Source organism: Pseudomonas sp. (genome assembly GCF_035554175.1).
Taxonomy (GTDB): Bacteria; Pseudomonadota; Gammaproteobacteria; order Pseudomonadales; family Pseudomonadaceae; genus Aquipseudomonas.
The window spans coordinates 1-24,260 of the sequence record NZ_DATMIV010000047.1; the positions used below are offsets into that span (position 1 = coordinate 1).

A 24,260-nucleotide genomic window follows, 5' to 3' on the forward strand; every position below is an offset into this window, starting at 1 on the left:
CGGTGCCGACACCTCGACCTCGGCCATCGGCGGTCTCAATTCACAGATCAACGGCACCTACGGCTACCTGACGCTCGACGCCAACGGCAACGCCGTTTATCACAGCAATCCCAACGTAGTGAACGGCCCGGGCGCGGTGGATGTGTTCACCTACACCGTGCGCGATGCCGATGGTGACGAGAGCACCACCACGATCACCATCGACGTCTATAACAGCTGCCTGAAAGCCGTCAGCGACACCGACGTGACCGTCTACGAAAAAGCCCTCGACCTGAGCAAGGATGGCGCCGATCTGGCTGCCGGCGCAGTCACCGGCAGCGAACCGGGCAACAGCGGCGAAACCGCGAGCGGCACGCTGGTCGGTTCGGTCAGTGGCGGCAGTGGCGCGATCACTTACACGCTGGTCGGCAACGCCACCGGCAGCTACGGGCAACTGTTGCTCAACGCCGACGGCACCTACACCTACACGCTGACCTCGGCAGCGAAAACCGCACCGAATGCCAACGACGGGCCGAACACCCTGAGCGAAACGTTCACCTACAAAGCCACGGATGCGCTGGGCAACAGCACCACCAGCACCCTCGTGGTGAACATCGTCGACGACGTGCCGAAAGCCGTCGCCTCGGATCGTTCGGTGACAGCGGTGGAGATCGATTCCAACGTCCTCATCGTTCTCGATATCTCCGGCAGCATGGCCGACGCCTCCGGTGTACCGGGCCTGTCGCGGCTGGCGCTGGCCAAGCAGGCGATCGGCGCCTTGCTCGACAAGTACGACGATCTGGGCGATGTAAAAGTGCAGCTGGTGACATTCAGCAGCAATGCCGCCGACCGCACCACGGTGTGGGTGGATGTGGCGACCGCCAAGACCCTGCTGGCTGGCCTCACCGCTGGCGGCGGTACCAACTACGACGCTGCCGTGGCGACCATGTACAACGCTTTCAACACCTCGGGCAAACTCACCGGGGCGCAGAATGTTGGCTACTTTTTCTCCGACGGCAAGCCCAACGAAGGCGATATCGGCAGCGCCGACGAGGCCGCGCTGAAAAACTTCCTCGACGCCAACAACATCAAGAACTACGCGATCGGCCTGGGCAACGGCGTAAGCAACGCCTACCTCGATCCGCTGGCCTATGACGGCATCAATCACAGCAACACCAACGCAGTAGTGGTGACCGATCTCAACCAGCTCAACTCGGTATTGTCCGGCACCGTGCAGGGCGCGCCGGTCACTGGTTCGCTGCTGGGCGAGGGCGGTTCGTTCGGCGCCGATGGCGGGTTCATCAAATCCATCGTGGTCGACGGCACCACCTACACCTACGATCCGAAAGCCCTCAGCGGCCAGGGTTCGCTGACTGCCAGCGGTGGCGCCAACCACGGCACCTTCAACACCGTGAACAACACCGTCAGCATCGCCACCAATAACAGCGGCACCCTGGTGGTCAACCTCGACACCGGTGAATACAGCTACACCTCGCAGAAAACCACCGCCGTGGTGATCACGGAAAACATCGGCTTCACCGTCAGTGACAACGACGGCGACCTGGCCAGTTCGACGCTGACCGTAAAAGTGATCCCCAATGCGCCTCCGGTAGCGATGGACGACCACGTCATCACCAACGTGCTGTCGGGCAACATCGTCGTACCGGGCGAGTTGCTGCTGGCCAATGACACGGATCCGAACGGCGACACCCTCAGCGCCGCGCCCACCAGTTTCAATACCGGTTGGGTCTCGAAAGCGGCGGACTTCACCGGCACCGGCCTGATCGGATTTACCGGGCAGACCAATAACTCGGCTAACCAGAACCTGGCCAATGTGCGCAGCGCCTTCAGCGCCAATGCCGCGACCATGACAGCGGTGCTGGTGGTCAGCGGTTACCTCGGCGCCGTCAGCCACAGCAATGCCAATGACGAGGACCGCATCACCGTCAATCTGCGTCAGGGCGAAACCCTCAACCTGGATCACAACCTCGCTGCCGGTCATGTCGGGATGGAGTACTCGCTCAACGGCGGGGCCTGGATCGCACTGGCGGATGGGCAAACGCTGACCGCGTCGGCCGATGGTGTCTATCAGATCCACATCACCAACATCGCCAACCCCACGGGCAACGGCAACCCGAATGTGGCGGAAAACTACCAGTTGACCATGACCCTCAACTACGCCGGCGCCCAGCACATTGCACCGGACTACCACGGCACCTACACCGCCAACGACAACCACGGCGGCAGTGACACCGCCAATGTCAGCATCAGTTATCAGGATGGCCACACGCTGACTGGCACCGCTGGCGACGACGTGCTGGTGGCAGGCAGCGGCAACAACGTGATCAATGCCGGCGACGGTAATGACGTGCTGACTGCAGGCTCCGGCAACAACGAGATGCACGGCGGCGCAGGCAACGATTTGCTCTACAGCGGCGCGGGCAATGACCTGCTCGACGGCGGCACTGGCAGCGACACCGCCAGCTACGCTCACGCCACTGCGGCCGTCACCGTCAACCTCGGCCTGGACGGCGCGCAAAACACCCTCGCTGCCGGCACCGATACCCTGACCGGTATCGAAAACCTGATCGGCTCCAACTTCAACGACAGCCTCACCGGCGACGGCAACAACAACGTGATCAACGGCGGCCTGGGCAACGACTTCCTCAATGGCGGCGCCGGCGATGACTTGCTGATCGGTGGCATGGGCAACAATACGCTGACGGGCGGGGCAGGGGCGGACACCTACCAGTGGCTCAAGGGCAACAGCGGCCACGACCTGATCACCGACTTCACACGCGGCACCGACAAGCTCGACCTGTCGCAACTGCTGCAAGGTGAAAACGGCACCATGGCATCGCTCGACGATTACCTGCACTTCACCGTCAGTGGCAGCGGCGCCTCGGTGCTCACCAGCATCGAAGTCAGTGCCATGGCCGGCGCCACGCCGAACCAGACGATTGATCTGGCCGGCGTCAACCTGGCCAATCATTACGGCGTGACGCCGGGGGCGGGTGGGGTGGTGGCTGGCGGGCATGACACGGCGACGATCATCAGCGGGATGTTGAATGATCATTCGTTGAAGGTAGATACGGTTTGATCTGAGGTCTGAAACAACAAAACCCGACGCCCCGGTTGATTCGGGACGGCGGGTTTTATCTGTCTGAGAGATACCCCTGTAGGAGGGGCCGCCCCGTCTCCGAAGCCGCGCTGTCGCGCAGAGAACAGGCCGATAAATCGGCAAATAATTTATCTTTAAAATCAACGAGATAAATTTTGTTCTATAAGAGCTGCCGAAGGCTGCGATGAGTTTTTTTGAGTCGAGGGACCCGTAGGGCGATGAGAGGTCGGTTTCGGGCGGGTAGGGTGTTGGTTTGATCAGGGTGAAGACTGCTAGAGTCTACGCAGCCACCTTCTTTTCGCAGCGATACGAAATGGAGGTGGCAGGTATACGCGGGTCGGATTTAAAACGGAGTGATGCACCAAGCTCCAATCCTGATGTCATCGTAACGAAGTCCATAGCTAAATCCGTTTTGTTGCAGCACCCAATTCGTCGCTGCGGAAGAGCTATAGCAAGCCCATAACTCCGCTGGTCTTGGAACTGGCACGTAGTAAACCCGGCTCACGTCTGAAGCGAATGGAAGCGTCACGATGGAGCGTCCACCTATGGAGTACATCCAGTTAACGGCGGTTGCGCTGGACATGAGCTGGTTATTAATCTGCAACGTCCAAATATTGCTCACCCGTACTTCATAGGTAACCTTGTTTTCCATTTTGTCCGTCACGACAATTGTCGTATTTCCGTTTCTATTACCAGTGACGTGGCCGTTGCTGGTCACGGAAGCTATCTCGGCATTCTGGGACTCATACTTATAAGGCGGGGTTCCGCCCGTCGCTAATCGGGACGCGGTGTTGCCAACGGACTCCCCTCCAGTGCGGGCGAAGTAGGAGGTTTTCACAGAAAAGCCTGACAGTATCAGCGGCTGTGGATCGATCCATAGCTCTGGTATCGCATCAATCGAGTAGCTGCGTTTCGGAAAAATCACTGACGAGCTTTTATCCGCTTGGCCGTAGACATTCACCTGAAATGTGATCAGCAGTTTGCTTAGGTGTTTGAGTCCCTTTAACCACACCAGGGGGATCGGGTGGCTAAATCCCTTGTCGGTGGCGATTTGCTCTCCAGGAATTTGTTCGAGGATAACTGTATTTCCTTCATTATCAACTCCTTCGTATGTGAGCCATACAAAGTGTTCTGCGCGTTGAGATATCCATGTATTTACTTCAAGTGTGTCCTCGGGTTTGCGGTCTTTCAATTTCAGCGTTGTATCCGTTATACCCGCGATTATAGGCGTCGGGAAACGGTTATCCTCCGGTGAAATCGCTTGAATGCTTACCCTCGTTGTTGCCGACGTAGCAGTTTTTTTGCCGTCGCGGTTCAAGTTCCAGAAAAACTCCACCGTCCGGCCCTGACGAGTGACTAGAAATTCAGGACTGAACACAAAGTTTGCCCGGTTGTTCTTGTTCAATGGCGTGAGGGCAAAACCCGGAGCGTAGGTTGCTGCGTCCTTTTCCACCAGTCTGGCTTTGTCCCCGGCAATGGCCGCCTGGAAGTCGACGCGCATCGTCGGTTGATCTCCCAGGGGATCGAGTGGATCGGTGGTGGGAGGCACCAGAAACGGTGGCTTCAGTAAAATTTGCGATGTGTCTCCAAACATCAAGCGCAGCAACTCGGAGGTTATCTGGGGCTCACCCGGATTGGTGATGGTGTTCTGCAGCACCAACTCGGTGCTTGCATAGGGCGCAATGTATTTGGCCGGCACCTTGAAGACGATAGGTCGAGCGGCATCTGAAACGACTTGTCTGAAAATGAACAGCGTTGGTATCCCGTCCTCATCAGTCGTTTGCCAGTGTAAGTCGACGGTTGCACCTTGTTTCAGAGGCCAGTAATCGGCGATTTGCACAGTTGCTTCGATAGTGTCTACCGGTAACCTGCCTTCTACCAGCGGCGTGACAATGGGCTTACCAATCGGCTGAGAAGTACCGGTAATGATGACATCGGCTGGTTTGGACGGTTTGCTGGTGCCGGCTGTTGTCCGGGTATAGAAAGCGTGCACCGAGCCGCCTATTAGATTGCGTATTTGCTCATTCCCGACCAAAATTTCCAGTGATGAGCCAGAGTCGATCGGTGTCTCGGTAATCGTACGTGTGACCTTCTCGCCAACCTTAGTCAAACCTTCCAGTATTAATTTGAACTCGTCGTTGGCGTTATATTCAGTATTGATCACTATTTTTGCGGGGCCACCCATAAGTTTGTCGTGAAGCAATACTTGTTTGGCAGCCTGTGCGAATATCGGAGCTGGCAATAATGTGACACCGGGCTTGAATGCAAGCAATAACGAATCCGACCAGCCGCTGGCATTTTCCACTACATCAAAGACTTCCCATCGCACCACCAGACTGTTAGTCGGCTGCAGACTCGCGAGATCCTTCGGGGTGAGTTCAAAGAGCACGTCACCTAGTTCGGTAACGGTGAGCCGAAATACTAGCGTACCAAAGGCCAACACCACCACATCGTCAATGGATTGATTGTAATAGGCTTGTATTACCACGGACATGCCTTCATCGATAACGGTCTGATCAACGACACTTTCCGATGCCACGGGCAATTTGAGGCCCTGGTTGAAAGGCATTCCACCGTCGGTGTCGGCCTCGCCGGGCGCGGGGTATTTGTAAAACAGTTGAGCGCACGGCGAATTCTCTGAGGAGTTACCGCTTATTCGCTCGACTTCGACCCACAGATCTTTTTTTTGCACGATCATTGGATCAAATCGGGCCTGCATGTCTGTGGCAGAGATATAAAACCGGATATTTTTCGCTGAGCCGTCAGGTTTAAAGTGCGCATCGGTCAGTTTGAGTTGGGCGACCGGAGCGCTTTTGGTGTCGAGGAACACGTTGATGCTGTCGCCGATGGACATATTCGAATACGCGAGGACGAATGCCAGCAATCCGTCTCGATCGCCGTGGACCATGTTGATATTGATCCCTAGCACGTTGTCTTTTAACTCTTTGTACCCAATCGGTATCGGGGGGTAGACGGCAAGCACCCCAATCCCGTGATCCGGTGGAAAAACTACAAATTGCTCATCGCTGGCTGCAGCTGCGTTCACAGGTTGGCTGGTCATGGCTGAGAACCTTTTATCAGAGGGTGCTCAGGATTAGATAACCAATGCAATCTCGTGCCTACTGTCAAACCTGACAGGTCAGCAATTGTTTCCGATGAACGGTCGGCGTGATGCCGGTCAGGATTTGCGCAAAGTTTTCTGCCGCAAAATATAAACCGTCACCAATACCGCACTGGTCAGCATGAACCCTCGCGCCCACGGCAGCGGCACCAGGTAACACGAGAACAGAATGCTCACCCACATCAGGCCGATGGCGTAGACCTTGCCTTTGAGCGGAATGCCGTTGCCTTCAAGGTAGTCGCGAATCCATGGTCCCAGGCGTGGGTGTTCGACCAGCCAGCGATAGAAGCGCGGAGAGCTGCGTGCGAAGCAGGCTGCTGCGAGCAGGAGGAAGGGGGTGGTGGGCAGGATCGGCAGGAAGATGCCGATCACCCCCAATGCCACGCTGAGCCAGCCGATGGCCAGCAGAATGTAGCGCAACATCAGGGGGCGGTTGCCTATGGGGTTGTCCATAGGCTGCGACTTAGTGGTGACGTGGTTTGAGGATCGCCGGTTTTTCGTCAGGCGCCTGGCACAGCAGGTACAGCGCGGTCAGGGCTTCCGGGATCTGCACGATCATGTCGTCCATCAGATTGGCGTCCTTGGCGATGTCTTCGAACTCTGGCTGTTCGTCGAACAGCCCTGACCCGACCATGATCGGCAGGAGCATTTCGCTGACTTCCTCTTCGGCGGTTTCGAACCAGGCCGCTTCGCGCAGGAACACGCCTTCCATGAAGCCGATGCACCAGCCGCGCAGTTCGGAATCGTCCGGCTCGTCGCCCAGATCCAGCTCACACGGCAATTCGAACTCTTCGTCCGAGGCCAGTTGGCGAGCGATGTGGGCCTTGAGGCCGATCAGGGTGGCTTCGATTTCCTCGCGCTGGGCTTCGCTGCTGTAATGCGGCTCTTCAGCGAACAGCGCGTCGATCCATTCGCGCTCCGGGACGTCTTCGGAGCAGATCGACAGGGCGGTCAGGTAACCGTGGGCGGCGACGTAATCCAGCGCCTCGTCGTGCAGCTCGTCGGCGTCGAGGAAGACTTGCAGGCGGGTCAGTTGCTCAGCGAAGGACATTACGGGGCTACCTTGGGGAATAAACAATGCGGGAATTCTAGGCCTTCTTGCGCACTCAAGCCAGCCGCATGGCAGATTAGCCCGAATTACCGCACTTACTGGAAAGATGAATAACCCTGTGGGAGCGAGCTTGCTCGCGAAGGCTGTTTATCAGGTACTTTTGCATCCACTGACGCAGCGCGTTCGCGAGCAAGCTCGCTCCCACAGGGGGGCTGGCAGATTTATCAGTGTCTTATCAGCGGCACCCTGTACGGCGAAGGCCTCGGGTATACTGCCGCGTTTTGCGATCCCTGCCCCGTCGCGCTGGTCATGCAATGTGTTCTTACGTTTTGTTTAAGCAGCCATGGCTGCTCTGAACCAGCCTGAGCAGGGATGTATCGGTAGATTTTTGGAGTTTTTATGCTCGAACAGGCTCAGCGCGTCCTCAAGGACATCTTCGGCTACGACAGTTTCCGTGGCCGTCAGGGTGCAATCATTGAGCGCGTGGCCAGTGGCGGTGATGCCCTGGTGCTGATGCCTACCGGTGGCGGCAAGTCCCTGTGCTTCCAGGTACCGGCGCTCTTGCGTGATGGCCTGGCGGTGGTGGTATCGCCGCTGATCGCGTTGATGGACGATCAGGTCGCCACCCTCGAAGAACTCGGCGTGGCCGCCGCAGCATTGAACTCCACACTGAGCGCCGAGCAGCAACGCGATCTCGCTGTGCGGATCAAGCGCGGCGAAGTGAAAATGCTCTATCTGGCGCCCGAGCGTCTGGTCCAGCCGCGCATGCTGGCGTTCCTGCAAAGTCTGGAAATTGCTCTGTTCGCCATCGACGAGGCGCACTGCGTATCGCAGTGGGGCCATGACTTCCGTCCGGAATACCTGCAACTGGGTCAGTTGGCCGAGATGTTCCCCGACGTGCCGCGCATCGCGCTGACCGCCACCGCCGATAAACGTACCCGCGAAGAAATCGTCACCCGGCTGCACCTGCAGAACGCCGAGCGCTTCCTGTCGAGTTTCGACCGCCCGAACATCTTTTACCGCATCGTGCCCAAAGAGCAGCCGCGCAAGCAGTTGCTGGCGTTCCTCGCCGAAAGGCGCAGCGATGCCGGCATCGTTTATTGCCTGTCGCGCAAGAAGGTGGAAGAAGTCGCGGCATTTCTCAGCGAACAGGGCTTCCCGGCGCTGCCGTATCACGCCGGTCTGCCCAACGATTTGCGCGCGTATCATCAGAAGCGCTTCCTCAACGAGGAAGGCCTGATCATGGTCGCTACGGTGGCGTTCGGCATGGGCATCGACAAGCCCAACGTGCGCTTTGTCGCGCACCTCGATCTGCCGAAATCCCTTGAGGCGTATTACCAGGAAACCGGGCGCGGTGGCCGAGATGGTTTGCCGGCGGATGCGTGGATGGCCTACGGTCTGCAAGACGTGGTGATGCTCAAGCAGATGTTGCAGAACTCCGAAGGCGACGAGCGGCACAAACGTCTGGAGCAGCACAAGCTCGACGCCATGCTCTCACTGTGCGAAGAAACCCGTTGCCGGCGTCAGGCGCTGCTGGCCTATTTCGACGAAGACATGCCCCAGCCGTGCGGTCATTGCGACAACTGTGTCGACGGCGTGCAGACTTGGGACGCCACCGAGCCTGCGCGTCAGGCCTTGTCGACGATTTTTCGTACGGGGCAGCGGTATGGCGTCGGGCATCTGGTCGATGTGTTGCTGGGCAAGGACAACGAAAAGGTACGCAGCTTCGGCCATCAGCATCTTTCCGTATACGGCGTTGGCAAGGCGCTGAGCGAGAGCGAATGGCGCTCGCTGTTCCGCCAGTTGGTGGCACGCGGGTTGGCGGATGTCGATCATGAAGGGTATGGCGGCCTGCGACTCAATGACAGTTGCCGGCCACTGCTCAAAGGCGAAGTGACGCTGGAGTTGCGTCGTGACCTGAAACCGCAGGTCACCGCCAAAACCGGCAGCAAGAGCCAGGCCAGCCAACTGGTGCGTGGCGAGGAACGTGAACAGTGGGAAGCGTTGCGCGCACTGCGTCGCAAGCTCGCCGAAGAACATGGCGTGCCGCCGTACGTCATCTTTCCCGACTCGACCCTGCTGGAAATGCTGCGCAGCCAGCCGACCTCGCTGGCGGAAATGGCCCGGGTCAGCGGCGTCGGCGCGCGCAAACTGGAACGCTACGGCGAAGCCTTCCTCGAAGTGCTCGGCGGCGTGGCCGAGGCGCCGAAGGTGGTCGCCGATGTGCGCCACGAGCTGATCACCCTGGCGCGCGCGGGCATGACACCGCTGCAGATCGCCGGGCAGTTGCAGTGCTCGGAAAAGAACGTCTACGCCATGCTCGCCGAAGCTATCGGCAAGCAGCAATTGTCTCTGGAACAAGCGCTGGATTTGCCTGAAGAGCTGATGGGTGAGGTGCAGGACGCGTTTCTCGATGGCGAGGGCGAGTTGCCGTCCGTCGCAGAAGTGGCCGAGCTCTTCGCCGGGCGTGTGCCGGAAGGCGTGCTTTATTGTGTGCGGGCGGCGTTGCAGTCTGAGTTCGAGATGTGAAGTGACATATGCGCCAAGCCCCGTCCAGTAGTAACGATTCAGTACAGAGCGACTCTTGCCTATAACTGCGGCCCATGCTTAGCTGACTAATAATTAGATTTTCCGTATTTTCAGTCTGACCGTGAGTGTTTTATGCCGTTAACCGATCAACATCGCTTTGGTATGCAACTGGCCCAGATGTCCCGAGGCTGGCGTGCCGAACTGGATCGTCGCCTCGCCGGGCTGGGCCTGTCGCAGGCGCGCTGGCTGGTGCTGCTGCATCTGGCGCGCTTTGAAGAAGCGCCGACCCAACGCGAACTGGCGCAGAGTGTCGGCGTTGAAGGTCCGACCCTCGCGCGCTTGCTCGATAGTCTGGAGAATCAGGGATTGGTGCAACGCCAGTCTGTGGTGGAAGATCGTCGGGCGAAAAAAATCGTTCTCTGTGCACCGGCTCTGCCACTGATCGAACAAATCGAAACCATTGCCACGCAACTGCGTCACGAATTGTTTCAAGGCGTCGACGAGTCGGATTTGAAGGTGTGCATGCGTGTTCACGCGCACATTCTGGGCAATCTGGAAAAATCTTGAGGCACATCACGGCGATGATTTTTTGAGGGATCGCGCAGAGCCGACTATAAGAACTACTGTGCAATATCGTGTTCGTACCGGATGTGCGAACGCATTGAAACCGGTTTTGCTTATTCAAGGGATGCTCATGCTCGCAAGTCGGCACGTGTTGCGCGGTGGCGCCAAATGGCTGCTGATCGCTGGTGTATTCAGCTACTCGACGTGGTCGATGGCTCTGGGCCTGGGAGAAATCACTGTCCACTCAGCCCTGAATCAGCCGTTCAAGGCCGACATCGCCCTGGTCGATGTCGGCACGTTGACGCAAAACGATCTCTCGGCCAGCCTGGCCTCGGCGGATGAATTCGGCCGGGCCGGCGTCGAGCGGGTGTTTTTTCTCAACGACCTCAAGTTCACCCCGATCCTGCGGGGCAACCGGCAGATGATCCGGGTGACGTCGGGCAAACCGGTCAACGAACCTTTTCTGAGTTTCCTCGTGCAGCTCGATCAGCCCGGTGGCCGTCTGCTGCGCGAATATACGGTGTTGATCGATCCGCCAGGTTCGCCGGGCATCGTGCCCGCAACCGACGAGCCGGATCCGCGCCCGCAATCCTCGGAATTTCCAACCGTCGAACCCGTTACCGCGCCGCCCCAGGCTGCCCAAGGCAAACGCACTGCCGCGCCCGTGCCGCCAACGCCAGCGGCGCCTGCCAACGATGCACAGGCCGAGCAACTGGCCGCCAGCGTGCTGCTGACCCAGCAATTGCAGAAAACCATCGACCAGCAGAACGTCAGGCTGCAAGAACAGGACGTGCAGATAGCCGACGGCAACAAGCAGATCGCAGATTTGCAAGTCCGTCTGGCCGAACTGCAGAAAGCACCGCCACCGCCGGTGGTCGCGCCGGCGCCGGTCCCTGTTTCAGCCCCGGCCGAGTCAACAGACGATGGCCTGAATTGGCCATTACTCGGCGGACTGATATTGCTACTGGGCGTTTTGGCAGCGTTGCTAGTACGCCGCCGTCAGCGACATTCGACAGCAGTTGGCACGCCGATGCCGCTGTTGCCGGTGAGTGCCGACGACGTCGATGAACCTGAACTGTCACAGCCTGCCGGTTCGCACGCGGCCGCCGATCATCGCGACGAACCCGGTGCCGGCGACGTGTTGGAGGCCGTAGGAATCTATCTGGCCTACGGCCGGCTCAGCGAAGCGGCCGGACTGCTGCGCGATGCCTTGCACAAGGAACCCGAGCGTATCGATCTTGGTTTGCAGCTTCTTGAAGTACTGGGGCGGCAGGGTGACAACGACGCCTACCTACAGCAGGAAAACCGTTTGCGTGCGCTCGGCGTCGATGATCACGAATTGCTTGAAGCGCGCGCTCGCCATCCGAAATTGGCAGGCGCTGCTCCGGCGGTATTCGCAACGCCATACGCGGCCGAGTTGCCCATCGCCACGGCGGCTACCGTTGCCGCGCCGCTCGTATCGACGTCCGGCACTCCCGAGGATGATTTTGAATTGGATCTGGGCGAGCTGTCGATGGATTCAAATTGGGATCTCAACGACGGCCGCGCCGACTCCACCGTACCGCCGATCGACGACCCGGAGCTGGGCACAAGCCTGTCGGTGCTGCCCGCCGATTTCGAACTGCCCCAGGTTGCGGCTGCTGAGGAAGCCGAGCTTGAATGGATTCCCGAACCCGACGCACAGCCGCTTGATGACGATTTTCTCAACGAGTTTGGTGATCCGGAGCCATCGCTTGTGTTGGAGCCTCTGGATTTGCAACTGCCTGAGTTCACTGAGACCGAGGCCACCGGCAAACTCGAACAGGCGCAGACCTGTATCGATGACGGCGACATCGACAGCGCGATTGCGCTGCTCAATGAATTGCTCAAGGAAGGGGATGAGCCGTTGAAGCAGACGGCAAGAACGTTATTGGCCGGGATTCGCTGAGATCTGATTGTTTTGGCGTGTTTGAAACCGCCATCGCGAGCAGGCTCACTCCTACACTTGGACGGTGTTCGCAATCCACGGTAGGAGTGAGCCTGCTCGCGAAGGCGTCAGATCGGCCACAATCCTTTCAGGTCAGAAGGTCTGTCCCAGATTCAGATAAACCGCCTGCTCATCGGCATCATTCAACCCGTAACTGAAATTCAACGGCCCCAGTGGCGTATCGAAGCCGATAAACACACTGGCGGCATTGATGTAGCCGCTGTCGAACCGGTTATCGTTGTTCCACGCCCGACCGCGCTCCAGCGAGGCGCCGGCGTACAGCGGGAAGTCCAGCGGCAGATATGAGCGCGGTGTCAGCCGCCGGTAATACACGGCCCGCATCAGGCTGACGTTCTGCCCCGACAGCGCGTCCTCACGGAACCCCGACAATTGCCGCGCACCGCCGAGCAGGAAGCTCGATGTCACCACATTGGCATCGTCCAGCGTGCGACCGTAACGCCCACCGAGAATCAACGTATCCGGCCCGTGGCTCATGGCCTTGTCGAACTTCAATTCCCACTGACGATAGCGCGTGTCCGAACTCAGTTGCGGTTCGAACTGTGTGAAGGTCAGGCTGACGTCCTTGCCCTCATGTGGAAAATAGACATTGTCCAGCGAGTCGTACGAGTACTTCAGCGTATAGAAACCCTCGTTGAAACTCTCACTCGGCAGATCCTGATCGCCGATGCGCACATCAGCCTTGCCCCAGGCCTGGCCGACACCGAAACGCACTTCGCCGTTGTTGCCGATCTGCCGGCCGAGATTGAGGCCGAAACCGTATCTCTCGACGCGATACTGCGCGATCGGATCGTTATCCAGAACCGAATCAACGTTCTGTGCCTCGAACGAGGCATACGGCGCGACGAAGTAGCGCGAACCGACGTCCAGCGGCTGGTAGAACTCGCTGTACAGCTCCTGTTTGTCACCGATCTGCGCGCGCGTCAGCCATTCCGCGCCGAGGCGATTGATGCCGTTGACGCGATAACTGGCGCCGAGGTTGAAAGCACTGTCACCGCGCATGTCGTCCGACAGATTGAGGCCAACCCGCAAGTAATCGGTGCCGCTGCGCTTGCCGCTGGCACTGATGACCAAGGTATGATCCTGGCCCTTGTGCACCACGCGGTAGCGCACCTGATCGAAATAGTCGAGGCCGTACAACGTGCCCATGTCCGAGTGCAGCCGTGCCAGATCCAGCGGCTCGCCGACGGGCTGGCGAATGTAGTAGCGAATCACGTCATCGTCGACTTTCGAGTCGTTCTCGACCCGGATCGCGGTGATGATCGGCGTGCGCTGTCCCGGCTGGCGGGCGGCGTTCAGTTCGGCGTCCTGGGTGTGCGCCGGTTTGAGTCGGGCCAGGCGCGCATCGAGAACCCGAGTGGCGCGGTAACCGGCGTCAATCATCTCTTGAGCCCTGCCGAAATCGGTCACGCCGAACGCTGCCAGCGCTGGCTGAATCAGCACATCATCAGGATGCAGGGTCGCCAGTTGTTCCTCGGAGTTGCGTCGGGTCATCAGAGTGATCGACTGATTCAGCACATCCACCACCGTGGTCAGTTGTTTGCGGTTGCGCAACGGCGTGCCGATATCGACGACGATGGCCACATCAACGCCCATTTCCCGGGCGACATCCAGCGGGATGTTGTCGGTCATGCCGCCGTCCACCAACAGCCGACCGTCGAGTTCGACCGGAGCGAACACTGCCGGGATCGACATGCTGGCGCGGATCACTTGCGGCAGGTGGCCTTTACGAAACACTACTTTCTCGCCATTGGCGATGTCGGTGGTCACGGCGCGAAACGGGATCGGCAGTTTGTCGAAGTCGCGGGTGTCGCTGGTGTGCGCCAGCAGACTTTCCAGCAGCAGCGCCAGGTTCTGGCCCTGGATCACTCCCAGCGGCAGGCCGAGGCTGCCGTCGTCGCGAAAGCTGAGTTTTTGTTTCACCAGAAAGTCGCGGTCATCCTGCTTGCGCCGGAACGGTACGTCTTCGCGCGGCGGAGCGTCGGACAGCGCGGCTTGCCAGTCGATGCTTTGCGCGAGTTTTTCCAGTTCATCGATCTTGTAACCCGAAGCGTACAGGCCGCCGACCACCGCGCCCATGCTGGTGCCGGCGATCGCATCGATCTTGATGCCTTGTTCTTCCAGCGCCTTGAGCACGCCGATGTGGGCCAGCCCGCGCGCAGCGCCGCCGGACAGCACGAGGCCGACTTTCGGTCGTGGTGCTTCACTGGCGTGAACCAGCAGGGGAAGAAAACCAAGCAGCAGGCAGAACAGCAGACGGCGCATTGTGAGTCTCGGGGCAAGCGGTAAAGCCGGCTATTATAGCGGCGCCCTCTGCCTCAGGAGTTTCGCGAACATGACTGCCGCCAAAGCCGAAGTTGTCATCACTTATTGCACCCAATGCCAGTGGCTGCTGCGCGCCGCGTGGCTGGCGCAGGAACTGCTCAGCACCTTCGCCGACGATCTGGGCAAAGTGTCGTTGGTGCCGGGCACCGGCGGGGTGTTTCACATTACCTGCGCGGGCGTGCAGATCTGGGAGCGCAAGGCGGACGGCGGTTTCCCCGAAGCCAAGGTATTGAAGCAGCGGGTGCGCGATCAGATCGATCCGGAGCGCGACCTCGGCCACAATGACCGCGCTCAGTGAGACGCGGCCTCGGCGGCGACGGTTTTCCTGTCGCCTGCCCCTGACATTCGCGCCGACACCACAATCGCGATGATGATCAGTGCGCCACCGACGAGCATGCGCAGGGTCGGGGTTTCGCTGAACAGCAGCCAGGCGAGGGTGATGCCGTAAACCGGTTCCATCGCGAACACCACTGCCGCCGTTCGCGCCTTGATCACTGCCAGACTGGCGACGAACAGGCTGTGCGCCACGCCCGTGCAGAACACGCCGAGCAGGGCGATCCACAACCAGTCCAGCGCGCGGACTTCACTCAACTGCGGCGCCGCGACCGGCAAAAGACACAACGCCACGACGACGTTCTGGCACAACGCCGCCTGCACCGCCGGGATGCGCCCGGAGCTGGCGCGGTTGGTGAGCGACAGCAGGGAAAACAGCAGGCCGGACAGCACCGCCCAGAGCAAACCGATGGTTGCACCACTGCCCAAATCGAAGGACGGGGTCACCAGCACCAGGCCGATGCTCACCAATATCACCAGGACGATTTCATTGGCACGGATGCGTTCGCGGAAAATCAGCCCTTCCAGAATCACCGTGAACGCCGGGAAACTGGCAAAGCCCAACGTAGCGATGGCGACCCCGGCGACTTTTACCGAGACGAAAAAACTCACCCAATGCCCGGCCAGCAATACGCCGCTCAGCGCCAGACGGCGCCAGTCCACGAATTGCAGCTTTTGCCAGCCGCTCTGGCTGGCGAAGCGGACGAAGAAGGCCAGGGCGAGCACGGCGAACGCAGCGCGCCCGAACACGATGACCGCCGGCGACGCGGCAGCGAGTTTGCCGAACACACCGGTCAGGCCGAACATCAAAGCGCCGATATGCAGGGCGCCGAGGGCAGTACGCGGAGTCATTGCAATCCTTCTATCTCAAACGCGATTTCAACTCCTGCATATTGAACCGGGTCACGGCCAGAAGTCTGTCGGCGGACTAGCGTTTTTTGTCGCAGCAATCGCGCCGAAGTCGGCCAGGCGATGAGCCAAACTCCCGTAGGACAGCGGCGCAGAAAGCACTCTGCGAGTTGTAGCCAACGCGATTGGCAATCTCACCGATCGGTAGAGCAGTGTCGCGCAGCAATCGCATAGCCAGATGCAGCCGCCGGCTGCGGATGTAATCCATCGGCGTCTGCCCGCATTCGGCCTTGAACCGTGCATGCAGGCGCGCGCTGGACAAACCGGCGACCCTTGCCAGATCGGCGACCTGCAACGGATGAGCAGCGTGTTTCTCGATGTGCGCAGCCAGCTCGGCATACGGCAGGCGGCGAACGGCATGGTCGGCAGCGCGCGCATGATTGAGGCTGGCAAGGAGCAAAACCGCGCCTTGCCGGGCAATCACCGGGTCACTGACCTGACTGTTAGCCAGCCAACTGACCAATTGGCTCTGCCCGGGATCCAGCGCAAGACGCGCAGGCTGATCGAGCAGGCGGCGACTGGCGTCGGCATGCTCGCCAAGCGAGTCGGTCAGCCATTGCTCGTCGGGGACATCCAGCACCAGACAACGACTGCCCTGGGGACTGCCACACGCGTGGTGAGCTCCCGAGGGAATGACCACAAAACTCTGCTGGCGCACCTGACTGCCTCGACCCTCGACCTCGAAGTCAAGCGCACCGGACAGCCCGAACACCAACTGCGCGTGGTCGTGACTGTGGACGATCAGGTCATGGGTGTACTGACGCAGGGTAAGAATCGGTCGCATGGCAGGTTGTCTCCGAAGTGGCCGTCAGTCTACACCGACGCGCGCAGGCTGCGCTGTCACAGGACTGACGCATGACTGTCACGACCGATTAACCGGGCGCACGCAAGCTGGCGAAAACATCGCAGAGGGTTGCCCATGACCAGCGCCGAGCTCGCCAGACCCAGTCGCAAACAACGGGTGCGAACCCTGTGGATCTCCGACGTGCACTTGGGCACGCGCGATTGCCAGGCTGAGCATTTGTCGCAATTCCTCAAGGGCTACCACGCCGACAAGATCTATCTGGTCGGTGACATTATCGATGGCTGGAAACTGCGTGGTGGCATGTACTGGCCGCAAGCGCACACCAATGTCATCCGCCGTCTGCTGACCATGAGCAAGCGCGGCACCGAGGTGATTTACGTCACCGGCAATCATGATGAGTTTCTGCGACGCTATTCGAAGCTGATTCTGGGCAATATCCAGTTGGTCGACGAGGCGGTGCATGTCACCGCCGATGGCCGGCATCTGCTGGTGATTCACGGAGATCAGTTCGACGTGATCACCCGCTATCACCGCTGGCTGGCCTTTCTCGGTGACTCAGCCTACGAATTCACCCTGACCCTCAACCGCTGGCTCAATCACTGGCGTGCTCGCTATGGCTACGGTTACTGGTCGCTTTCGGCCTACCTGAAACACAAGGTGAAGACGGCGGTAAGTTTTATCAGCGACTTTGAAGAAGCCATTGCCCATGAATGTGTGAAGCGCGAACTGCACGGCGTGGTCTGCGGGCATATTCACCATGCCGAGATTCGCAAGGTCGGTGAGGTCGATTATCTCAATTGCGGCGATTGGGTCGAATCGTGCACGGCGCTGATCGAACATTGGGATGGCACGATCGAACTGTATCGGCTGGCGGATGCGCAGGCGCGGGAGGCGGAGCTCAGGGCTGCCAAGGTTGCCGAGATTGCTTAAAAGCAAAAGATCGCAGCCTTCGGCAGCTCCTACACAGGTCTCATGTAGGAGCTGCCGAAGGCTGCGATCCTTTGTTCTTAGGCCGGGCTGTGTTCTTCCATCGCGGCCTTGTAAATCGAGTTCTTCGGCTGGGCAAACAGCCGCTCCAGCATCGGCTCAAAGAAGCTCAACGGCAGCGTGTCGTAGTCGGGATCAAACGCCGCCGCATCATATTTGGCGCAGAACTCGGCGGTGGCCTGGTATTGCGGGTGGTCCTTGAACTGCTCGCGCAGGTGGCGATCCAGGCCCAGGTGATGAAAGAAGTAATAACCCTGAAAGATCCCGTGCTTCTCCACCATCCACAGGTTCTCTGCACTGACGAACGGTTTGAGAATCGCTGCGGCGATGTCCGGATGGTTGTAGGAACCCAGGGTGTCACCGATGTCATGCAACAGCGCGCAGACCACGTATTCCTCATCCCGGCCGTCACGAAATGCGCGGGTTGCGGTTTGCAGCGAGTGGGTCAGGCGATCCACCGGGAAACCGCCGAAGTCGCCTTCAAGCAGTTTCAGGTGCGCGAGGATCCGCGCCGGCAGCTGTCTGGCGTAGGCACTGAAATCGGCGGCGATGATCGCCCAGTCTTCTTGGGTGCCGTCTTTCATGTGGGTGAAACGAGCATGGGCATTCATTGGCAGACCCTCATTCAGAACGCCACGCGACCCAGAATCATGTCGCGGTACATGACGAAATCGCCGAGCAGGCTGTACAGCGGATGCTCAAAAGTTGCCGGGCGGTTCTTCTCGAAAAAGAAGTGCCCGACCCAGGCAAAGCTGTAACCGGCCAGAGGCAGGGCCAGCAGCAACAGCCAGGCGCCTTTGACGATGGTCAGGGCAAGAATGAAGATCACCAGAGAGGTACCGATGAAGTGCAGCCGACGGCAGGTGCTGTTGCTGTGCTCGGCGAGGTAATACGGGTAGAACTCGGCGAAGCTGTTGAACCGCTTGATGTTTTCCACGACCGCGATCTCTGTGGTGATTGTTCTGGCGACAAGTTGTTCGGCGGGTAGCTTATTTGAGTCTAGAGTGATCATTGGTGTGGGCCAGTGACAATCGGCGCCACTTTAGTATCCTTCGCAAATAGGGCGGTCACCTGCAGCCCGTCATGTAAAAGAATAAAAATCATGAGCGAACGAACGACTTCTGCAAGCTGGGCGATGGGGATTGTCAAAGCACTGGAGATGGACGGCCTGGATTGCCGGGTGCTGTTCAAGCAGTTGGGTCTCGATTACGCGGCTCTGGACGATCCGGATGCGCGTTTCCCGCAGGACTCCATGACCCGGCTCTGGCAGCGCGCGGTGGAGGTCTCCGGCAACCCGGCGATCGGTCTGAACATGGGCAAAGTGGTGCGCCCGGCCTCATTTCATGTCGCCGGCTATGCGTTGATGTCGAGCAACACGCTGGCTGAAGGCTTCCAGCGCCTGGTGCGTTATCAGCGCATCATCGCCGAAAGCGCCGACCTGAGTTTTCGCCTGCTCGATGGAGGTTACGCGCTGATTCTGACCGTGCACGGCGATCATCTGCCGCCGACCCGACAGAGTGCCGAAGCGTCACTGGCCTGTGCGCTGGCGCTGTGCGGCTGGTTGACCGGGCGCCCGCTGCATCCGGTCAAGGTGCTGATGCAGGCCGATGAGCCGGCGAACCTCCAGCCGTATCAAGAAGCCTTCCATGCGCCGCTGGTGTTCAACGCGCCTTACGATGCATTGATTTTCGAACGCGCCGACATGGAAGCACCGCTGCCTACCGCCAACGCAGCCATGGCGTTGTTGCATGACCGCTTTGCCGGCGAATATCTGGCGCGGTTTTCCGAGAGCCGCGTTACGCACCGGGCACGCCAGGTGCTGTGCCGATTGCTGCCGCAGGGTGAGCCCAAGCGTGATGCTGTGGCGCAAACCCTGCACTTGTCCCAGCGCACCTTGCAGCGCCGCTTGCAGGAGGAGGGCACCAGTTTCCAGCAGTTACTCGATGACACCCGGCGTGAACTCGCCGAGCAGTATCTGGCGCAACCGGGCATGACCTTGCTGGAGATCGCTTATCTGCTGGGCTTTGCCGACCCGAGCAATTTCTTTCGTGCCTTCCGCCGCTGGTTCGACACCACGCCCGGCGAGTACCGTATGCGCTTGTCGCAGGTGGCGGATGGGGTCAATGACGCCAGAACGCCGGAATACACAGCACAAACACCGTAATGATCTCCAGCCGGCCGAGCAGCATGCCGAACGACAGGATCCACTTGGCCGCATCCGGCAACGTAGCGAAGTTGCCGGCCGGGCCGATGGTCTCGCCAAGGCCCGGGCCGACCCCCGATACGGTGCTGGCGGCGCCGGTCAGCGCGGTCATCCAGTCCACCCCGAGCAGCGACAACAGCAGGGCGATCACGCAGATGGTGATGGCGAAGAAGAACGAAAAGGTCAGAATCGAACGGACGATTTCTTCGTCGAGGCGATGGCCGTTGTACTTCTGCTTGATCACCGCGCGCGGGTGGATCAACTGATTAAGGTTGGCCTTGAGCAGGATGTAGGCGACCTGGAAACGGAAAATCTTGATCCCGCCCGCTGTCGAGCCGGAGCAGCCGCCGACAAAGCCCAGATAGAAGAACAGCATCAGCGAGAAATTGCCCCACAAGCTGTAGTCGCCAAGAGCAAAACCTGTGGTGGTGACAACCGAGGTGACGTTCAGCGCTACATGCCGCAACGCCTCCAGCCAATGCAGTTTGGTGGTCCACCAGTACCAGGTGCCGAGCACCAGCCAGGTCACCAGCAGCATTGCCAACAGACCTTGCACCTGCTGATCCTTGAGCAAGGCCCGACGGTTGCCGCGCAACGTTGCCACGTACAGAGTGAACGGCAGGCTGCCGAGAATCATGATGACAATCGCCACCCAGTGCACTGCCGGTTGCGTCCACTTGGCCAGTGATTGATCGGAAGTGGAAAAGCCACCGGTGGAAATGGCCGACATGGCGTGGTTGATCGCATCGAACGGACTCATGCCCGCCCACCAGAACGCCAGGCTGCCGAGGATAGTGATGCCAACGTACGTCGCCACGATCAGTCGCGCCACCATGTGCGAGCGCGGCATGACCTTTTCCGACCGGTCGGAGGATTCGGTCTGGAACAGGCGCATGCCACCGATGCGCAGCAGCGGCAGGATCGCCACCGCCATGCCGATGAAGCCGATGCCGCCGATCCAGTGCAGCAGCGAGCGCCACATCAGAATGCCGGGCGACATGTCGTCGAGACGATTGAGAACGGTGGAGCCCGTAGCGGTGATGCCGGACATGCTTTCGAAAAACGAGTCGGTGTAGCTGATGTGCTGGGTCAGCAGAAACGGCAGGGCGGCGAAGATGCATACCACCAGCCAGCTGCTGACGGTCAACAGGTACATGTCGCGCGGGCGCAGGTGAATGTGTTCCGGTCGGCCGGGGATCACCAGGGCGAGGCCGGCGATAAAGGTGATCATGCTCGCCCAGAGGAACGACGGCAGGTCGCTGGTGCGCTCGAAAATCACCAGGGTGGCCATCGGTACGACCATGGCCACAGCCAGGGTGATCAGGAAGATGCCGATGATAAAACCAATGATCCGTAAGGTCGGCAACGCCATGAAATCCGCTCGGGCTGATGGGAGAAGGGCGCCATTCTACCTGTGGGGCAGGGCATGTAAACCGGCAGGCACTGTGCACTTGCAGCTAGAATAGCCGCACATTTTTCAAAGGAGGTGGCCGATGCAGGCTCTCGACGCGTTGCTCAACCGTGTTTCCGTTCCCCGTCTGGTCGAACCGGCCCCTACTGCCGAGCAGCGCGAAATCCTGTTCGGCGCGGCCTTGCGTGCCCCGGATCATGGGCATTTGCAACCGTACCGCTTTTTGACCGTCGAAGGCGCGGCGCGTGAGCAAATGGGCGAGTTGCTGGCCGAGGCCGCACGCCAGCAGGACGGTGAAGTCACCGAGGCGATGATCGACAAGGCCCGCAACGGCCCACTGCGGGCGCCTTTAGTGGTTGTGGTGATCGCCAGGTTGCAGGAACACGTCAAGTATCCGAAAGCCGAGCAATTGCTCACGGCGGGCTGCGCCGCGCACGGAATTCTGCTGGCGGCCTATGCGCAGGGGATCGGTGCGGTGTGGCGTACGGGGGACCTGGCGTATTCCAGGCACGTCGCCGAAGGCTTGGGACTGGCTGAAGGCGAAGAGGTGATCGCGTTTCTTTATCTCGGCACGCCGCAGAAAGAGCCGCGTGTGGCGGAGAAGGTCGATCTGGCTGAGTTCGTCAGCGCTTGGCCCGGTAAGCCTTGAAAACAAAAGATCGCAGCCTTCGGCAGTTCCTACAAGTGTTCACATGACGTTGTAGGAGCTGCCGAAGGCTGCGATCTTTTTTGTGTCCCGGTAAACCTACGGCTGGACGATAACTCCCGGTACGAGGGGCAATTCCAGACTCGCCACAAACCCGCCCTGCGGATGATTGGCCAGTGTCAGCGTGCCGCCATGCCGCTCCGCCGCCCGTTTGGCAATCGCCAGGCCCAAGCCATGCCCCGCCGCCGTCTGCCCCGGCGCGCGATAAAACGGCTCGCCCAATTGACTCAAATGCTCAGCCTGCACGCCCGGCCCATGATCGCGCACGCTGATGACAATGCGCTCGCCCTGCCGCGAGGCCTGCAGTTCGATCGGTTGTTCGGTCGGATTGAAGCGCTGCGCATTGCGCAGCAAGTTATCGACCGCCCGCTCGATCATCGTCGGCCAGCCTTTGAGATTCAGTTGCGGCTCGGCTTGCAGGTGCACGGTCTGCTCGGGGGAACTGAGCTGAGCATCCTTTTGCAGGGCACCCAGCAGCGCATTCAGATCCACCTCTTCAGCGCTGGCGTTGTCGGCATCGACCCGCGCCAGCACCAGAATTTCACTGATCAACGCCTCCAGCCGATCGCATTCGCGGGTCAGCCGTGGCCAGAGTTTTTCGCGCTCTTCGGGGTTGGCACGCTCAGCCAGCGCCAGGGCGATGCGCAGGCGTGCCAGGGGGGAGCGCAACTCGTGGGAGACATCGCGCAACAACTGCCGCTGGCTGCCGATCAAACTTTGCAGGCGCGCGCCCATGCGATTGAAATCGGTGGCAAGCACGCCGAACTCATCGCGACGGTTGGCCAGTTTCGCCAGGCTGTTCTGCTGATAGGTCGTCTGCCCCAGGTCATGCACCGCGCCGCGCAAGCGACTCAACGGGCGGGTGATGGAGAAGGTCACAAGCAGGCTGAACAGGGTCAGCACCACCAGGGCAATGCCCAGCGCACTCAGTGGCCAGAGCAGGCTTTCGCGGTGCCAGGCGTCGAGTTCGGGGTGGGGGATGCGGTAGATGAACAGGTAGGTGTCACCGGTTTTCTCGCTGGTGATTTCATCGGTCAGGCGTCGCCACGGCAGACGACGGTCATCGTTGTTCTGTCGCGCTTCGAACGCTGCGGCGCGACGCGGGAACGTGCCGCGCACCACCGGATCGCCGGTTTCGTTGAGCACCTGAACGTCGATGTGATACTGGCGTTTACGTTGTTCGAGGATGTCCTGCGCGGCTTCTTCGCCCTGGGCCTCGTAAGTCTGCGTCCACTCCGCCGCCAGGGTATTGAGCCCGGGATGGCGGCTGAGTATCCACGCGTCCTGATTGAGCATGTGCCCGAGCAGAATCGACAGCCCGGCCACCAGCGCGATGGCCAGCCAGAAGCTCGCGAGAATACGCCAGAACAGTGAACGCACAGAAACTCCTCAATCAAACACAAATCCCTGTAGGAGTGAGCCTGCTCGCGATAGCGGTGGGTCAGACAAAAATCTGTCAACTGACACACCGCTATCGCGAGCAGGCTCACTCCTACATTTGGATCGATGAAAACAGGCCCATCGGTTTTGGCCGATGGGCCATGGGTCAGAACATTATTGCGCCTTTTGTGCCTGCTGCGCTTTCCAGGCCTTGAACTCGGCCCATTCGGCGCGACGTTCGGCGCGTTTCTTCTGGATCTCGTCGAACTGCTTCTGTTGCTCAGGTTTCAGCAGTGCACGGACGTCAGACTCGGCTTTCTTGTGGTTGGCCGCGATCTCGTCTTTCATGGCTTTCTGGTCAGCCGGCGAGAGTTTTTCCAGGTACTTGTCGACCACCTGCTGACGCTCGTGCATCTGCTCGCCCATGATCTTGCGGATCTGCTCGCGCTGTTCGCGGGTCAGGTCGAGCTGGCTGTACGGGCCTTTGCCGTGCATGCCGCCGTGCATCTGACCGCCGTGGCGCGGGCCGTCGAGCGGGCCACCCAGCGGCCCACCATCCTGCGGCATGGCCATGGCCACGGTTGGCAGAGCGGCAGCGAACATCAGAGCGGTAAGAGTCTTGCGCATGGTGTATCTCCTTGTCTCGTTCCCGGTACGTTCCGGATGAGTACAGATTACGCAGATCAAGGTCAGCGGCAGTCAGCGCAGCGTAAAGCTTCGGTAAAGACGCTTCGTGTCCGAACTGACAAGCACTGATGTGAATGACCCGCGAAGCAATGTGGGAGCCGCCGAAGGCTGCGATGTTTTTTTTTTGCAGTTGGGGAAGATGCGCATTGAATGGAGAGTTGCCCT

At 59.7% G+C, this 24,260-nt stretch carries 19 protein-coding genes and 1 pseudogene; 8 read left to right on the forward strand and 12 right to left on the reverse strand.

Annotated features, from left to right (window positions below; translation table 11 throughout):
• The coding region (locus tag VNV36_RS20185) for a type I secretion C-terminal target domain-containing protein (RefSeq protein ID WP_325719852.1) at positions 1 to 3,079 on the forward strand (3,079 nt) is incomplete at its 5' end.
• A 207-nt stretch (positions 3,080 to 3,286) separates the two neighbouring features.
• Here VNV36_RS20185 and VNV36_RS25935 read toward each other — a convergent pair.
• The 4 genes and pseudogenes from VNV36_RS25935 to VNV36_RS20200 all read right to left on the reverse strand — a co-directional run.
• A pseudogene (locus VNV36_RS25935) lies at positions 3,287 to 3,361 on the reverse strand (DUF6124 family protein); the annotation flags it as partial.
• A gap of 82 nt (positions 3,362 to 3,443) precedes the next feature.
• Positions 3,444 to 6,161 (reverse strand): immunoglobulin-like domain-containing protein, encoded by a 2,718-nt coding sequence (locus VNV36_RS20190; protein WP_325719854.1) that lies wholly within the window; start codon positions 6,159 to 6,161, stop codon positions 3,444 to 3,446.
• A gap of 117 nt (positions 6,162 to 6,278) precedes the next feature.
• Complete coding sequence (locus VNV36_RS20195) at positions 6,279 to 6,674, reverse strand: YbaN family protein (RefSeq protein WP_325719856.1); 396 nt, start codon at positions 6,672 to 6,674, stop codon at positions 6,279 to 6,281.
• A 10-nt stretch (positions 6,675 to 6,684) separates the two neighbouring features.
• Positions 6,685 to 7,272: a UPF0149 family protein gene (locus tag VNV36_RS20200; RefSeq protein WP_325719858.1), complete on the reverse strand. Its 588-nt coding sequence runs from the start codon at positions 7,270 to 7,272 to the stop codon at positions 6,685 to 6,687.
• Positions 7,273 to 7,671: 399 nt separating this feature from the next.
• Here VNV36_RS20200 and recQ point away from each other — a divergent pair, with 399 nt between their 5' ends.
• From recQ to VNV36_RS20215, 3 genes are all read left to right on the forward strand, one after another.
• Complete coding sequence (gene recQ / locus VNV36_RS20205; RefSeq protein ID WP_325719860.1) at positions 7,672 to 9,801, forward strand: DNA helicase RecQ; 2,130 nt, start codon at positions 7,672 to 7,674, stop codon at positions 9,799 to 9,801.
• Positions 9,802 to 9,933: 132 nt separating this feature from the next.
• Positions 9,934 to 10,368 carry a MarR family transcriptional regulator gene (locus VNV36_RS20210; RefSeq protein WP_325719862.1) on the forward strand — a complete coding sequence of 145 codons (435 nt, stop codon included), beginning with the start codon at positions 9,934 to 9,936 and terminating at the stop codon, positions 10,366 to 10,368.
• Positions 10,369 to 10,495: 127 nt separating this feature from the next.
• On the forward strand, positions 10,496 to 12,292 hold the full coding sequence (locus VNV36_RS20215; RefSeq protein ID WP_325719864.1) for a motility hub landmark protein FimV: 1,797 nt from the start codon (positions 10,496 to 10,498) through the stop codon (positions 12,290 to 12,292).
• A gap of 132 nt (positions 12,293 to 12,424) precedes the next feature.
• On the opposite strand, the gene VNV36_RS20220 is transcribed toward VNV36_RS20215, so the two are convergent.
• Positions 12,425 to 14,614: a patatin-like phospholipase family protein gene (locus tag VNV36_RS20220; protein WP_325719867.1), complete on the reverse strand. Its 2,190-nt coding sequence runs from the start codon at positions 14,612 to 14,614 to the stop codon at positions 12,425 to 12,427.
• Positions 14,615 to 14,684: 70 nt separating this feature from the next.
• On the opposite strand from VNV36_RS20220, the gene VNV36_RS20225 reads away from it, so the two are divergent.
• Complete coding sequence (locus VNV36_RS20225) at positions 14,685 to 14,972, forward strand: Rdx family protein (RefSeq protein ID WP_325719869.1); 288 nt, start codon at positions 14,685 to 14,687, stop codon at positions 14,970 to 14,972.
• On the opposite strand, the gene VNV36_RS20230 is transcribed toward VNV36_RS20225, so the two are convergent.
• Both VNV36_RS20230 and VNV36_RS20235 read right to left on the reverse strand, forming a co-directional pair.
• On the reverse strand, positions 14,966 to 15,859 hold the full coding sequence (locus VNV36_RS20230) for a DMT family transporter (protein ID WP_325719870.1): 894 nt from the start codon (positions 15,857 to 15,859) through the stop codon (positions 14,966 to 14,968). The two genes, VNV36_RS20225 and VNV36_RS20230, sit on opposite strands and share 7 nt — an antisense overlap.
• A gap of 76 nt (positions 15,860 to 15,935) precedes the next feature.
• Positions 15,936 to 16,700 carry a helix-turn-helix transcriptional regulator gene (locus tag VNV36_RS20235; protein WP_325719871.1) on the reverse strand — a complete coding sequence of 255 codons (765 nt, stop codon included), beginning with the start codon at positions 16,698 to 16,700 and terminating at the stop codon, positions 15,936 to 15,938.
• Between the two features lie 135 nt (positions 16,701 to 16,835).
• On the opposite strand from VNV36_RS20235, the gene VNV36_RS20240 reads away from it, so the two are divergent.
• A complete protein-coding gene (locus tag VNV36_RS20240) occupies positions 16,836 to 17,651 on the forward strand; it encodes a UDP-2,3-diacylglucosamine diphosphatase (RefSeq protein ID WP_325719873.1) in 816 nt (271 codons plus the stop codon).
• A gap of 77 nt (positions 17,652 to 17,728) precedes the next feature.
• Here the strand turns inward: VNV36_RS20240 and VNV36_RS20245 are convergent, their stop codons facing one another.
• On the reverse strand, positions 17,729 to 18,319 hold the full coding sequence (locus tag VNV36_RS20245; RefSeq protein WP_325719875.1) for an HD domain-containing protein: 591 nt from the start codon (positions 18,317 to 18,319) through the stop codon (positions 17,729 to 17,731).
• Between the two features lie 14 nt (positions 18,320 to 18,333).
• Positions 18,334 to 18,645, reverse strand: a complete 312-nt coding sequence (locus VNV36_RS20250) for an Mpo1-like protein (protein ID WP_325719877.1) — start codon at positions 18,643 to 18,645, stop codon at positions 18,334 to 18,336.
• Between the two features lie 165 nt (positions 18,646 to 18,810).
• Between VNV36_RS20250 and VNV36_RS20255 the strand changes: the two genes are divergently transcribed.
• Positions 18,811 to 19,872, forward strand: a complete 1,062-nt coding sequence (locus tag VNV36_RS20255) for an AraC family transcriptional regulator (protein WP_325719879.1) — start codon at positions 18,811 to 18,813, stop codon at positions 19,870 to 19,872.
• Here the strand turns inward: VNV36_RS20255 and VNV36_RS20260 are convergent.
• Positions 19,829 to 21,283 carry a TrkH family potassium uptake protein gene (locus VNV36_RS20260; RefSeq protein WP_325719881.1) on the reverse strand — a complete coding sequence of 485 codons (1,455 nt, stop codon included), beginning with the start codon at positions 21,281 to 21,283 and terminating at the stop codon, positions 19,829 to 19,831. The two genes, VNV36_RS20255 and VNV36_RS20260, sit on opposite strands and share 44 nt — an antisense overlap.
• Before the next feature lie 121 nt (positions 21,284 to 21,404).
• Between VNV36_RS20260 and VNV36_RS20265 the strand changes: the two genes are divergently transcribed.
• On the forward strand, positions 21,405 to 21,971 hold the full coding sequence (locus VNV36_RS20265; protein ID WP_325719882.1) for a nitroreductase family protein: 567 nt from the start codon (positions 21,405 to 21,407) through the stop codon (positions 21,969 to 21,971).
• A 96-nt stretch (positions 21,972 to 22,067) separates the two neighbouring features.
• Here VNV36_RS20265 and VNV36_RS20270 read toward each other — a convergent pair whose 3' ends face one another.
• The gene (locus VNV36_RS20270; protein WP_325719883.1) at positions 22,068 to 23,408 is read right to left on the reverse strand and encodes a sensor histidine kinase; all 1,341 of its coding nucleotides are present in this window, start codon (positions 23,406 to 23,408) and stop codon (positions 22,068 to 22,070) included.
• 174 nt (positions 23,409 to 23,582) lie between these two features.
• On the reverse strand, positions 23,583 to 24,035 hold the full coding sequence (locus tag VNV36_RS20275) for a Spy/CpxP family protein refolding chaperone (protein ID WP_325719884.1): 453 nt from the start codon (positions 24,033 to 24,035) through the stop codon (positions 23,583 to 23,585).
• Positions 24,036 to 24,260: the final 225 nt, after the last annotated feature.